Source organism: Streptomyces sp. NBC_00989 (assembly GCF_045162655.1).
GTDB lineage: Bacteria > Actinomycetota > Actinomycetes > Streptomycetales > Streptomycetaceae > Streptomyces.
The window spans coordinates 5,198,934-5,213,510 of record NZ_CP108728.1; the positions used below are offsets into that span (position 1 = coordinate 5,198,934).

Consider the following 14,577-nt stretch of genomic DNA (forward strand, 5'->3'; position numbering starts at 1 on the left):
ATCAGTTTGGCCCCTTCGCTGATTTCAGTCGGGCAATATAGGCGGCCTCGACGTCCTCTATCACCGTATTGATATTGCCATCGATCGTTTTACCCACGAAGACCTTTGTGCCCGGGTCGTAGTATCCCGACTTGTATTGGCCTTCATGGTAGTACTGGAACGGCTCCCGCGAGAGAGCGGATTCTATTTGCTCGTCCGAGACACCACGCTGGGCTGCTCGCTGCACGGAGTGGCCCGTCTCACCGGCAAGGCCGGACTCGGCCTCCTCGGCGGCATCCCAGATGTCATCGCTCAGTGCGTCCGCGCGCGGCTTGGGCGTATCCCCGTAGTCGCAGTAGCAGTCGTCTGCGTGCGTCGCGTCGTCGCAGTTGTGGACCAGGACCGGAATGGCCCCCGCCACCGCATAGTACGTATGCGTCCCGGCAACCGTCAGGTTGTCGACCGTCGCCGTCTGCGTCCACGCCCGTACCGCCTTGACCTGGACGTACGTCCCGGCCGACGTCTGCAGCCAGTTCCCCGACCGCAGTTCTCTCGCCTTCGCCCAGCGGTGGTCCTTCGGGAGCCAGATCGGGTGGCCGTCGGTGGCGGTGAGGGACTTGCCGTTGGTCAGGGTCAGGCGGACGAGGTGCTTGGTGCCTTGGCCTTCGATCGTGGCGGTGACCGCGCGACCGGCCGTCGTGCCGAGGACCGGGTCGGTCGATCTCACCTTGTCGCCGGGGCGCAGGTCCTTGATCGCCTTGGTCTTGCCATTCGCCAGCAGGACCCGGGTGTTGGGCGTGAAGCTGTTGCACTTGCCGCCTGATTCGACGGCGTCCTCGCCCGCGTCGGACGCCTTGCCGGCGTCCTTCTCGGCCGTCTTCGCGGCGGATTTCTCCGTCGCCTTCGCCGCGGCCTTCTTCTCTACCGCCTTGGCCGCCTTTTCCTCGGCCGTCTTCACCACCTTCTTCTCGACGGCCTTGGTCGCGGTTTTGACAGCCGTCTTTTCGGCCGTCTTCACCGCCGCCTGTTCCGCGCCCCGCGCCAGCACTCCGCCGCCGAAGCGCATTCCGCCGCGTGCGGCGGCCAGGGCCACTCCGCCCTCGCCGAAGGTCGCGACGGTGATGATGATGGTGGCGGCCGCCATCAGGCAGGAGCCGAGTGCGGGGTGGGTGGCGCAGCTGACGATGTCGGCGAGGCCCGAGTACTCGTACGCCACGTGCGCGACCGTCTTGGTGGCGGACCAGGCCGCGTGCTTGACCTGGGACCAGCCCCAGAACTGGCCGTTGGGGTCCTCCTTCGTCACCGGGCTGTTGTCCGCGTAGGCATAACCGCCCAGTTGGAGCAGGTCGGAGAAGTCCATCACCGGGTCGAGTGACGTGAAGCGCCCGGTGACAGGGTCGTAGTCCCGCGCGCCCAGGTGGATCAGGCCCGTGCTGGACTCGTCCGCGCCCCCGATGTACGTGCGGGAGCCCGCCCAGCCCGTCAGCGACGTCTCCTGGTCACCGCGCAGGTTGCCCCAGGCGTCGTAGGACCGGTTCTGGACCGCCATTCCGGAGGCCAGTCTGATCTGGACGGTGGCCGTGCCCTGGGTGTTGGTGACCTGGGCGACCAGGGTGTGTGCGCTGGTGGCGCTGGAGGTGTAGCGGACGACCGTGGGGGCGCCGGCCTGGGCGTAGTTGCGCATCGCCCGGGTGGCGGTGGAGGTCTGGGAGCCCATGACCTCGGTCTCGCCGAGGTAGAGGGTGGTCCAGCCGCCGGTCGTCTTCGCGATCCGGGTGCCGTCCGCGTCGTAGAGGTACGACGTGCTCGCGGCGAGGGTGAACTTCTGGGTGTCGGCGCTCGCCGTGCACGCGGCCAGGGTCAGGTCGGCGCTGACGGTGGCGCCCGGCACGCTCAGGCAGAGCTTCGAGGCGGTGTTGTAGAAGGTGCCGTCCGTGCGGAGCGTGAAGGACTGGGTGGTGGCGTCCGGCACGCAGGTCTTCAGCGTGATCGTCGAGCCGGTCGTCGTTCCCGATGCCGTGGCGCACTTGCCCAGGACCGTGAGCTTGCCGCCGCTCGTGCTGAACCGCTGCCCGGCCGTGCCGTTGCAGGTGTAGATCTGGATGACGGTTCCGTCGGCGGTGTGGCCGCCGCCGTCGTCCATGCACAGTCCGCCGGGTCCGGTGATCGCGCCCGATCCGGCACCGAATCCGGAGACGGACTTCAGCAGGCCTTCACCGTCGTACTTGAAGGACTGGGTGTCGCCGTTGATGGTGCGGGTGTCGGTGCGGCCGGAGTCGTCGAACGTCGCGGTGTTCGCCTCGGTGACGGTCTTCGTGCCGGAGTCCGCCGCCGTGACCGTCTTCTGCGTCCAGCCCGTCAGGGTGTCCGGCTGGCCGGGGTCCCCGTAGGCGTACGAAGTCGAGCCGTCCAGCGCGGTGTTGAGGGCGCCGGCGGAGGTGCGCTGGGTGCTGTGGTCGGTGAGGGTGGAGCGGTTGCCGAGGTCGTCGTAGCGGTACGACTGCCAGTACGGGAGGCTGCCGTAGGCCGCCGTGCCCGTGGCGATCGTCGAGGTGGACGGGGTACCGCCCACCGGACCCGAGGCGGTCGCCGAGGAGTCCGACGCCTTCCAGGTCGTGCCCGAGGAGTCCGTGCAGGACTTCGCCGTCGCGCCGGTCCAGGCCTCGACGAGCTGGCCGCGGGCGTCGTAGGTGTAGCACTGGTTGTCCCAGGTGGTCGTGGCCGACGCGGTCGAACCCGTCGCCACCAGGCTGGTGTTGCCGGCCCGGTCGTAGGCGTAGGCCGTCTGGGAGACCAGGCCGTTCGCCGTCTGGGTGGCCGCGTACGAGTGGAGCAGCAGGCCGGTGGAGTCGTCGTAGAGGGCGCTGGTCCACACCCGGTAGGGGTTCTTGCCGCTGGTGGAGCGGGTGATCTGGCCGTACGGGTTGTAGACCGCGCCGGTGGTGTACCAGTCCCAGCCGGAGGTGGAGACGGGCAGATCCTGGGTGTTGTAGCGGGTGATGACCTTCTCGGCCGTGGTCATGCCGCCGGGGGTGGCGGGGAGTGTGGTGGTGAGCGGCTTGCCGGTGCGGGTGTAGGTGTACGACCAGTGGTACGAGCCAGAGAGGTTGTCGGTGGAGCCGCTGACCGCCGGCACCGTGACCGTCTTGCCGGTCAGCTGCCCGTCCTCGGTGTAGCCGGTGGCCTCGCTGACGATGTCACCGGTGGTCGAGCCCGGCACGGTGTGACGGATGGACTTGGCGGGCAGGCCGATGCCCTTGGCCGCCGTGTCGTAGGTCCACTCGTCGGTGGGGAACGTGTCGGAGCCGACGGTGAGGGTGCTCTTGCGGCCGAGCGGGTCGTAGCCGTAGTGCAGGACCTTGCCGGTGGCGTCCTTGGTCTGGATGACGTGGTCGGCGTCGTCGTACCAGGTCTGGCTGGTGCCGGAGTCCGGGTCGCTGCTGAGGCGCACGCGGTGCCGCGAGTCGTACGTCCAGGTCCAGAGGTGGCCCGCCTTGTCCTTGACCTGGGTGCGGTTGCCGAGCGCGTCGTAGCTGGTCTCGGTGTAGGTGTTCGCGCTGCGGTCGGCGTTGGTGTACGTGATCGCCTTGACCTCGCGGCCCAGGGCGTCGCCGATGGCCTTCGTGGCGGTGGCGCCGGTGGGCGGGACGTAGGTGACGGAGGCGTCGGTGTCGCTGTAGGTGTTGGTGGCGGTGGTGAAGTCCGCGTTGTGGTGCAGGGTCGTCGACGTGAGCGGGCGGCCGAGGCCGTCGTAGGTGGCCCTGGTCGAGTTGGGGATCGGCTGCTGGCTGGTGGGGATGTACGGCGTGGTGGTCGGCAGGCCGAGGACGTAGTAGCCGTTGTCGGTGCGGACGGGGGCGCCGTGGTCGTCGTAGCGGACCGAGGTGACCAGGCGGCCGAGGCCGGTGGCGTCCGGTGCCTGGGTCTGCACGGTGCGGCCCATGCCGTCGTAGAAGGTGACGGACTGGGTGTAACTCCCGTTGTCCTTCAGGCTCTTGGTGGTGACCCGGGTCGGGGTGCGGGTGCCCAGCGCGTAGCTGATCTGGGTGGAGGGCAGGGCGTCGGCGTCGCCGGGTCGCCAGCCCTTGACCAGGCGGCCGAGGAGGTCGTACTCGTACCGGATCTTGTTGCCGTTGGGGTCGGCGGTGAGCTTGGTCAGACCGCGGGCCGGGTCGATCGTGGTGATCGTCGCCTGCTGCTTGGCGTTGGTGATGGTGGTGCCGGTGATGACGTACGGGCTGCTGCCGGGGTTGTAGGCGGTCCTGGTGACGTTCTTGCCGGCGTCGGTGACCTTGTTGGCGCGGCCGTAGACGTCGTAGTCGGTGAGGGAGCCGGTGATCGTGCCGGTGCCTTCGCCGTCGAGGGACTTCTCGCTGGTGGCGTCGCCGGCGTCGTTGTAGCCGGTGGTGACGTCGGAGACGACCGCGGCGGTGGCCGCGCTCGACACGTCGTCGCAGTCGGTCGCGGTGGTCAGCGCGCGCTTGGGCAGGCCGTAGAGGTTCGCGGACGCCCTGTTGTCGAAGGTGGTGAGGGTGCAGGTGGTGTCGCCGACCGTGGGCGTGGTGTCGCCGGGGCTCGCCAGGGTGACGACCGCGACCTCGCTCAGCTTCGGCAGGCCGTCGTCGTCCATGGCGGTGGTGGTGCGGGTGCCGCGCCACTTGCCGTTGTAGGCGGTCAGGTCGTCGACGCGCTTGACGTACGTCCGTTTCGCCACGAGGTCGCTGTCGCCGGTGCGCTTGCGGGTGGCGGTGACCGTGCCGGCGCCGGGCAGGGTGATCACCCGGCTGTGTGCCGCCGCCGCGCTCTCGTCGGAGACGTAGGTGACGGTCTCGGCGGCCTGGCCCGCGTTCTCGTCGGCGTCGTCGGAGGACAGGGTGGCGCCGGTGTCGTCCTTGAGGGTGGAGCCGGAGCCGCGCAGGTAGTACGTGGTCGTCCTGGAGCGGGTGGCGGCGGGGCCGCCGGGGTCGCCGACCCTGGTGGTGACCCAGGCGTAGCCGCGCCAGTCGCTGTGGGTGCGCTGCGAGGGCTTGGTGAACTCGGCGTCGGTCTTGGCCCAGTAGCCGCCGCCCCCGTAGGCGTAGGTGGTGACGATGTCGGGTGAGGCGAGCGCGGTCGTGGTGACGACCGTGTCCTGCTCGGTCACGCGGGCGACGGTGTACTTGTTGAACCAGGCCAGCGGCGGGTTGTCGAGGCTCTCGTCGGGCGACCAGTGCACGGGGTAGCAGGCGGCCGTGTTGTCGGAGATGTCGGTGGTCGCCGGGGCGTAGGTGCAGCCCTTGTTGTAGTCGACGACCGTCTTCTTGCCGTTCTCGTCCGTGATCCCGGTGATCCGCGGGTGCCAGTACGTCAGCTCGATGTCGTCGCTGTTGGCGCGGACCCGGTTGGGCAGGGCGGTGCCGTCGAAGACGACGGCCGGCAGGTTCTGGCCGGGGGCGTCGTCCGGGTCGGTGGTGTCGGTGTCGTAGGCGCCGTGCTGGACGGAGGACAGCCACAGGCCGGGTGAGGTCTGGTACCAGCCGGAGTTGAAGGCGTGGTTGAGGGTCCACTCGTCGATCGGGTACAGGGTGCCGGTGCCGTCCCGGTGAGCCCAGGTGACGACCTTCTCCAGGCGCTTGCGGGTCCAGAAGGAGGGGAACGTCGGGCACTGCTTGGCGGTGTCCGACTTGCAGTTGAGGGTGGCCGGGGTGTCGTACCAGACGCGGTACTTCCCCGGGTCGCCCGACGTGAAGTTGTCGGCGTCGCACTTGCTGGCGGACGCGGCGAGGCAGCGCTCGTCGGTCTGGAACTGCACCTTGGCCGCGGGGACCGCGCCCAGGTCGTCCTTGTTCAGGCCGTACTCGATGCTCAGCGGGTAGGAACCGCGCTGGTACTTGACGTTGGTCTTGGTCGACTTGTTCTTGGCGTAGTAGTTGTCCTCCTGCTGGTAGTTGATCACCATGGCGTTGCCGTGGAGGTCGACGACCTCGTCGAGCTGCCAGGACCAGGCCTGGGTGCAGGAGGAGTTCTTGAAGGCGTCCGCGTGGCACGGTTCCTTCGGGTCGTTGCCGAAGACGGGGACGGTGGAGACGGAGTCGGTGTCCGCGTGGCCGTTGCCGACCTTGTCCAGGCCGAAGTAGTACCTGGTGCCGTCGCGGGTGGTGGCGATCCAGTACTCGCCCTTGTCGTCGGTGTCGCCGCCGTCGCCGTTGTCGGCGCCCGTCTTGTGCTCGACCTTGGTGCCGTCGTCGGAGCGCGGGTGCCATTCGCCGCGGGTGTCGTCCCGGACCAGTTCGACGGTGGTGCCGCCGAGGGACATCACCGCGTTCGAGGAGGCCCAGCACAGGTCGCCGGTCTTCTTTTTCTTGCCCTTGTTGTTGGCGTCGTCGCCGTCCTGGTCCTGGCCGCAGCCCCGGTACGAGCGCTCGATGTGCCCGGTGTCGTAGGACCAGCCCTCGCCGATCCAGGAGGTCTGCGGGTTGGCGGTGGACGTCTTGCCGTCCACCGCCTGGGAGTTGTACGAGAAGGCGATGCTCGGCGTGGGCCCCGCGGAGACCGGCGGGGTGTCGACGGCGTACGAGTACGCGAAGCCGCCCGAGGACGATCCGGCGTCCCAACTGCCCGCCGAGGAAAGGGGGGTGGCCCGGAAGGAGCCGCCGGCGCCGTTGCCGGAGTCGGTCACTCCGAGGACGCCGCCGGCCCCGGAAGTGGCGGCGGCGGTGACGGCCTGCGTGGCGGAGCCGTGGTAGACCGCCGACTGCGTGCTGCCCTTGTCCAGGGCGGCGGTCGCGTCGGCGGTGGTGGTGCCGGTCGCGGTGTCGGCGTCCATCGGGGTGGACAGGTCGACGGTGGCCTCGACCTTGGTGGCGCCCAGGTCGGTGGTCTCGTTGCCGTCGGTGTCCGTGGTCGTGGTGTCGGCGCGCAGGTCGGCCGAGTTGTCCAGCGGCTCGGGGGTGGCGCACTCCTCGTTGTCCGGGTCGGTGAGGAAGCACTCGGGGTAGCGGACCAGTTGGAGCCGGTCGGACCACTGGGCGCCGAAGTAGTTCTTGAAGTCGGTGTAGTCGACCTGGAGGCGGGCCGGGGCCGGGGTGGTGTCGCTGGTGGTGACCTGCATGAGCAGGCCGTTGACCCCGGCGGCCGCGGTGTCGGTCTGGCTCAGGACGTCAACCGCCCAGGTTCCGACGGGCTGTTGGGTCGTGTCGTCGGAGGCGGCGCCGATCTTCACCGGCACTCCGCCGTCGATCTGGACCAGGCCGTCCTCGGCGGCGGCGAGCTTCTCCGGGGTGATGTCGGCGGTGCCGTCGGGACCGGCGGCCGGTATCGCGGTGCTGCCGTCCGGCGGGTCGGTGTCGTCCTGGGCCGGGTCGATCGCGTACTGGCGGGCGTACCCGGACAGGGACTGGTCGGCGCCGTCCACCGGGTCGGTGGCGGGCACGTCCACCATCGCGGCGACGTCGTCGTCCGGCGGCGGTTCGGCGAAGGCCTGGCCCTCCAGGGCCCCGACCGACAGCGCGAGGGACAGCAGCAGGACGACACCGGGCACGGCTCTGCGGCGCCAGGCTCTGCGGCGCGGATGCGCGCTCGGACGTGAGCGACGGAACACGGAAGGACCCCCCGGTGAGCCCGGCCGGGCAGTCACCTCGGCCGTGAAGACGCGATGGAGAAAAGGAAGAGGCGATGGAGAAAAGAAGGAGGAAAACAGCCCGGATTATTGGCCGTTCTTTGCCGCCGGCGCTAGATCATTTGACTTTATGTGGGCTTGATCACTGACCAGAGCATGACAAGACAACCCAACTCCGGGCGGAATAACGGGCGTTGCACCCGGAAGGTGACATTCCGCTGACCGTATCCGAAGGAAAGGGGCTTGCCCGGCGCACACCGGCGCTCCATGATCTGCACGTCCTCCCCACACCCCGGCACCGACCACCGGGTGAGCCGGCGGAGGGCCGTCCGCATGCGGGCACGTCATGTCGCCACCGTCAGAGGGGAAACGGTTCGGTGTCCTCCGCTTCTTGGCCGCACAGGCTGAGCCCACGTCAAACACGCCTGCTCGCCGGGCTGTTGGCGCTGATCCTGGCCGCCGGGACCGCCTGGGTGCTGCTCCCGGACCACGACACCGGCGGCTCCACGGCGAAGAGCGGCGGCGCGAAACCCCACCCCCGCACGGAGACCGAGGCACGCGCCCTGGCCAGGAGTTCCGGCAAGCGCGTCGAGATCGTCACGGCCCGCACCGCGACGACCACCACCTGGGCCGACCCCGACCACACGCTGACCACCCGCATCCATGTCTCACCGGTGCGCACCAAGGTCGACGGCACCTGGCGGGCCATCGACCCGACGCTGCGCCGCACGGCCGACGGCGACTGGACCACGAAGGCCACGACGACGCCGGTGGTGTTCTCGGGCGGCAGCAAGAACAGCGGGACCAAGCACAAGTCGACCGCGGACAAGGCGAGTTACGTACATCCGGCGGCCTACCGCGCGAACGCCACCACGGAAACCGCCGCAGGCACCGCCACCACCCTCGTCACCCTCACCACCGCCGGCCACACGATCGACCTCACCTGGCCCGGCACCCTCCCCGCCCCCGAGGTCGAGAGCAACGAGGCCCTGTACCGCGAGGTGCTGCCCGGCGTCGACCTCGTCCTCGCGGCGAACGACGGCGGCTTCTCCGAGGTCCTGGTCGTCAAGTCGGCCCAGGCGGCGGCGAATCCGGCGCTGAGGACCATCTCGTACGGCCTGTCCTCCCCGGACCTGACGATGAGGCTGGACTCGCGCAGCGGCTCCATCCACGCCTACGACGCCGACGGCAACGACGTGGCGGCCACGCCGACCCTCCTGATGTGGGACTCGGCCGGCAAGGAAGCCACCACCGACAACCTCAGCCACGGGGACGGCGGCGCGGACGACCCAGACCCGACCCCGGCCGCCACGGACACCGCGAGCGAGGCGCCGGAGCCCGCGGACTCCGACGACGCCGCCCGCGACCGCGGCGCCGACGACCAGAACGCGGACACCGACTTCGGTACGGCGTCCGCCGCGCCCACCGCGACCACGAAGACCGACGGCGACGCGACCGCGAGCCCGGCGACCGCTTCCGCAGACCCGGTCGCGACCCAGCCCGCGGGCGACGAGGACGCCGTGGTCACCCCCCGGACCACCGCCATCGACGGCGAGTTCCCGGGCCTGAACGGCCCCCAGCCCGGCACCCACAGCTCCCGCATGGACCCGGAGCTGGCTGCCGACGGCACGATCACCATCACCCCGGACCAGGACCTGCTGACCGGGTCGGGCACCACGTACCCCGTCTTCATCGACCCCAGCACCAACACCGACGCGGGCAACTGGACCACCGCCTACAAGCGCGGCAGCTGGGCGGACGCCACCTTCTTCAACGGGCGCGGCTTCAACAAGGGCACCAACGAGGCCCGCGCCGGCTACGAGTCGGACACCTTCGGCACCAGCCGTTCCTTCTTCACCATGGCCTGGCCGAACGCGGTGCGCACGACCTCCATCAAGGAGGCCACGCTCAACATGAAGGAGACGTACTCCTGGTCCTGCACCAAGAAGGAGGTGCAGGTCTGGCGCACCGGTGACATCGACAAGAAGACCAGCTGGAAGACGCAGCCCAGCTGGAACACCCGCCAGGACACCAAGTCGTACGCCAAGGGCTACAAGAAGAGCTGTGCGGCCGGGAACACGGTCTTCGACGTGAAGGAGGCCGCCAAGTACGCGGCCGACAACAGCCTGAACCACTGGACGCTGGGCGTGCGGGCCACCGACGAGGACGAGCAGTACGCCTGGAAGAAGTTCCAGGCGACGAACGACAACGCGGGTCCCAACGTCGACGTCACCTACAACACCAAGCCGAACAAGCCCACCAAGCTCAAGATGAGCCCGGGCAAGTGCACGACCGGCGCGCCCTACGTCACCATCGGCGCCAACGACCAGATCACGTTCTCCGCGTCCGTCTCGGACCCGGACGGCAAGGACGACCTGGACGTCGTGCACCTGTACCTGCAGAACGACACGACGGGCACGTACTACAACCGTGAGGCGAGCGCCTCCGGAAAGACCACGGCCAGCGTCGTCTTCGACAGCAGCGGCCTCAAGGACGGTACGTACCACTGGAACATGTACGTCAAGGACGACTATCCGGCGCAGTCCCCGACCAGTTACACCTGCTACTTCAAGCTCGACACGGTCGCTCCGAAGACCCCGATCGTGACCTCCTCGGACTTCGACGGCGCGGACGACGACAACGACAGCGGCGAGGACCAGTGGTCGAAAGCCACCTTCGGCCAGTCCGGATGCATGAGGTTCTTCAACACACCGTGGGACAAGGTCACTTCGTACGCGTACAGCTGGAACAGCACGGCGTACGACAAGTCGACCAAGCTCAGCGACCTGAACAGCTGCACCACCAAGTCGGGCGACGTGATCACCGGCAACTCCTACACGTCGGTGGTCTCCGTCACCCCGCCGCTCGCCGGACCGGCGATCCTCTACGTCAAGGCCGTCGACTCGGCGGGCAACGAGTCGGTGACCCCGAACGCGTACAAGATCTTCGTCAGCCCCAAGGACCGCGACGAGGCCGCGGCCGACCTCACCGGCGACGACAAGCCCGACCTGCTGACCATCGGCACGTCCACGGACGACGACGGTGTCACCCACTACGACCTGCGCGACTACCCCTCGGGCAGCAAGGGCGACCTGTTCGTCGGCATGAACCCGTCCTACGGCGAGACCACCAAGAACACCGCCTACGCCGACGGCTGCACGACCGCCACCGTGAACTGGAAGGACGCGCTCATCACACACGGGGGCGACTACTACCCCGGTGACGGCCTCCAGGACCTCGTCGCCCGCATGAACGACGGCACGCTCTACGTCTACCCGGGCGACGGCTTCGGCGGCTTCAACACCTGCGCCAGGATGCCGATCCTGCTGCCGGACAAGGGCACCGACTTCGACGGGGCGAGCGTCACCGTCCCGGCCGCGTCCGCGTTCGACCAGATCCTGGCCGCCGGGGACATCACGGGCGACGGCCGACCGGAACTCTTCATGACCTCCGGCACCCAGTACTGGGTGTTCACCGGCTACACCGGCGGCTCGTTCGCCACTGCCACGCTCCTGAACACCGGCAGCGCCTGGACGACCCGTGACGTGGTCGCGGTCTCCGACATCAGCGGCGACGGCATCGCCGACATGCTCTACCGCACCACCGACTCCGGCCGGCTGATCCTGCGCAAGGGCAAGGCCAACGCGGCGGGCACCGGCGTCGACATCCTCTCCCTCGCCAACTCCGCGGCGGGCTCGGGCGGCGCCGACACCGAGTACGCGGCCAGCGGCTGGACCGCCACCGCCGTACCCCGCTTCTTCGCCATCCCGGACGTCACCGGCGACTCGGTCCCCGACCTCTGGGCCCACATGAGCGACGGCAGCGTCCGCCTCTACGCCGGCGGCAAGACGGCGATCGGCGCCTATACGACGGTGGTCGGCAACTGGACGGGCAAGGTGGCGTTCGGCTGACCGGGGCGGATCGACGAAGCGGCGGGTTCTCACCGGGCAGGTGGTGAGAACCCGCCGCTCGGTCCTGTCCGCTCAGTCCTGGTGTACGACGTTCCGGCCCGCCCCGCCCGAGAGCTTGTCCCCGGCCCGGGCCGCCGTACAGCTTGCCGTTGCCGTTGTCGCCGTCGATCTCGTTGCCGTCGACCTTGCCAGTGTCGACCGCCTTGTCGTTGCCCGAACCCAACATCAGCAGGGCCGAGTTGGCGGCCTGGCCGGTGCCGGTGCCGGCACCGGTGGAGAGTTGTGCCCCGGTTTGAGGAGTTCACGGTTCCGTTGGGCGCTGTTCAGTACGTACCGGACTCACCCCTCCCGCCCGCCCCGTCCGACGCCCAGCCACGCTCCGTACAGGCCGCCCATGGCGACGACGACGATCGCCAGGGAGTCCGGCGGTACGCCGATGAGCAGCAGGACGACGCCGGTTGTCAGGACGGCGACGAACGCGAGCAGGTCGAGGGTGCGGGTGTGTGTGCGGGGGCGTTTGGGCGCGGGCATGGTTGTTCCTCGCTTCTCCGTGGGTGGGCTGCGAGCAGCGTGCGCAGCAAGGCAATTTGTCCTCAACTGCGATGCGGAAGCGCCTGACCACGGGCCCTGCCTTGCCGGACAATGCCCTTTGTCCATGGACATATGGACCATCGGAACCAGGAGACAGATGGTCGAGCAGCAGTCGTCCGGTCGGCCGGGCCGGAAGTTCGGCCCGGTGCGGGCGGACACGGAGGAGTACACGGCCCTCGCCACGTTCCTGCGGAAGCGTGTGGAGGCCGCGGGTATGACGGTTCAGGCACTGGTCGAGACGGGCGTGACCGGGCTGAACAAGTCCGCGATCAGTGAACGTCTGGCGGGGGCCAAGCTCGACGCCGGGTTCGTCACGGCGGTCGTCGAGGCGTGCACGGACGCGCCCGAACTACGGCCGAGCCGCGCCCGTCTGCTTGCCGAGGGCCTCAACTTGCTGGCGAGAGCGGAGAACCGGCGCACTCCGGTGCTCGACCTGACGCGGGAGAAGGACCCGGTCAGCAGGAATGTCGCAGTGGCCGCCCAGGCGAGAACGATCGAGTTGTACGAGGAACTCCGGCTCAAGAACGGCCAGTTGGATTCCCTCAACCGGGTCCGGCACCAGTCCGAGCTGGCGCTGCGTGACGCCACCGCCCTCGCCTCCGTCCTGTCCGTCTGGGTGGTCGTACTCGCCGGCGAGGTGGAACACCTCAGCCGGGAACGGGAGTTGACCATGGCGGCGGTCCCTCCCGATCTGCCGCGTCTCCGGAGCATCGACTCGGAACTGACCCGCACGATCGAACGACACGACCGCACCAGCGCACGGCTGGCACGTACGGACCGTGATCGCCAACTGGCCACCGCCCTCCTCGCGGAGGCCATGACCCGAACCCGGGAGATCCGCCGCGAGCGGGGGACCGCACAGCTTCCGGGGCCGGGTGTGGAGGAAGCCGCCCCGCAGAGTGGCTACGGCGACGACGTGGACGCAGCCCTCGACCGGGCCGAGGCGGTCAGCCGGACGATCGCGGACCGTCTGCGCGGTGCCGTGGCCGATCTGGACGACGGTGCCGAGACCCTCCCGTTGTCCACCGCGGACAACGCGGACAATGGCCCCACCAGCACGGACGACATGGACAACCCCCCGCGGTGGTGGGACACATTGGGCGAGGTGCCGACGGGCGTGTTCACCTGGGCCGAGGAGACGGCGGTCTCGCTGCTGGCCACGCGGGACCCGGCGGATCCGTCTTTCGAAGCGCTCGTACGGAAACGTCAGTCACAGGAGGTCATGCTGCTGGCGGACCGGCTCCTGGTGCATGGATGGGCCGAGGGTTCCGTACGGCTGCGGTCCACGCTGGCACTCTCCTTGCCGCCAGAGGAACTCGCGTGGCTGGTCTTGGCACTGACCATGACGCGCGGCCCCACATGGCGGGCGGAGCAGGGTGCGCAGATGCTGCTGGCAGCGGTGGTGCAGCGCACGCCGAGCGATGTACTGGCCCTGACCGCGCAACTGGCCGATGTCGGTGCCAACCTGCCGAGGGTGGTGCGATCGGGAATCATCGCGTTCGTCCGACGACCGCGGGCGGATGTCACGGACTACCTGCGGGAGCAAGTCGGCCAGGGCTACTACCCGAGTGCGCACAACAACCTCGTGATCCGGGCCGTCGTCCGCGAGTGGCCGACCGAGAAGATCCTCGCCCTGGTCGACGAACTGAGGGACGCGGGCAGCGAGAAGAACAGCCACGACTTCGGCATGCTGCTCATCGACGCACTGCCCCAGCCCCCGTTCGCCCAGACCGAGTTGCTGCTGCATCTGTGGACCAAGCTGCCCCACCTGGATCTCGACGAGAGGCTGCCGGGCGTCTACCACGGCGAGTCGAAGGAGCTGGCTGACGCTGTAGCGGCCCTGTACCAGGAGTGGCCACCGCCCCTCGACCGTGCCGCTCGGGAACTGGCCTCGGCAGTGATGCCTCAGCTCATCCGCCGGGAGTCACTGGCGAGCCTCGACATGATCGCCCGCGGACTCGCCGAGCACCAACTCTCCCCGGAGCGGATCTTCGCCCCCTACCGAGACCTGCTCACCCCGGACTTCATCAGCCACCCCGGGACCGGGGCCTGAGGACCAACCGTCCTCGCACGCGAACTCCGCCCACACCACCTTCCCGAAGTCCCGTTCCCCCACCCCCCACTTGTCGGCCAGCGCGGCGACCAGCAGCAGTCCGCGCCCACCCTCGTCGGTGTCGCGAGGGTGGGTGTCCACACGCGGCACACCACCCCCGCTGTCGTGCACCTCGACCCGCAACGAATACCCATCGCACCGCAGCAACAGCCGGAACTGACGCCCCGGCGGCACCCCGTGCACCAGCGCGTTGGTCGCCAACTCGCTGACGCACACCAGCACATCGGCACCGCGCTCGGTCCCCGCGAGTCCCCATTCAGCCAGGTACGCGTGAGCGAACTGCCTCGCGGCGGGAACGGACCGGCGTTCGCGCCGGAAGAACTTCTCACTCAGGTTCACGGGACAAGAGTTGCGTAGCGTCACTAGTGTTGACAGGGCGTGAGCCC

The 14,577-nt window shown here is 69.1% G+C and carries 4 protein-coding genes and 1 pseudogene; 2 read left to right on the top strand and 3 right to left on the bottom strand.

The genetic code is table 11. The features are described 5' to 3' along the window. Position 1 precedes the first annotated feature (1 nt). A complete protein-coding gene (locus tag OG714_RS22725; RefSeq protein WP_406123568.1) occupies positions 2-7,558 on the bottom strand; it encodes a ricin-type beta-trefoil lectin domain protein in 7,557 nt (2,518 codons plus the stop codon). A gap of 395 nt (positions 7,559-7,953) precedes the next feature. Between OG714_RS22725 and OG714_RS22730 the strand changes: the two genes are divergently transcribed. Beyond that, entirely contained in the window at positions 7,954-11,487 is a 3,534-nt protein-coding gene (locus OG714_RS22730) for an FG-GAP-like repeat-containing protein (RefSeq protein ID WP_406123569.1), read from the top strand. A gap of 339 nt (positions 11,488-11,826) precedes the next feature. Here the strand turns inward: OG714_RS22730 and OG714_RS22735 are convergent, their stop codons facing one another. After that, the gene (locus tag OG714_RS22735; RefSeq protein WP_406123571.1) at positions 11,827-12,018 is read right to left on the bottom strand and encodes a hypothetical protein; all 192 of its coding nucleotides are present in this window, start codon (positions 12,016-12,018) and stop codon (positions 11,827-11,829) included. Positions 12,019-12,175: 157 nt separating this feature from the next. Here OG714_RS22735 and OG714_RS22740 point away from each other — a divergent pair, with 157 nt between their 5' ends. After that, positions 12,176-14,131: a hypothetical protein gene (locus tag OG714_RS22740; RefSeq protein ID WP_406123572.1), complete on the top strand. Its 1,956-nt coding sequence runs from the start codon at positions 12,176-12,178 to the stop codon at positions 14,129-14,131. A gap of 18 nt (positions 14,132-14,149) precedes the next feature. Here the strand turns inward: OG714_RS22740 and OG714_RS22745 are convergent. Further along, positions 14,150-14,530, bottom strand: a pseudogene (locus tag OG714_RS22745) (ATP-binding protein); the annotation flags it as partial. Between the last annotated feature and the right edge of the window lie 47 nt (positions 14,531-14,577).

What these genes read in the sequence shown, in the direction of transcription:
- OG714_RS22735 (WP_406123571.1), bottom strand. Translation starts at nt 12,018, where the DNA reads ATGCCCGCGCCCAAACGCCCCCGCACACACACCCGCACCCTCGACCTG.
- OG714_RS22740 (WP_406123572.1), top strand. Translation starts at nt 12,176, where the DNA reads ATGGTCGAGCAGCAGTCGTCCGGTCGGCCGGGCCGGAAGTTCGGCCCG.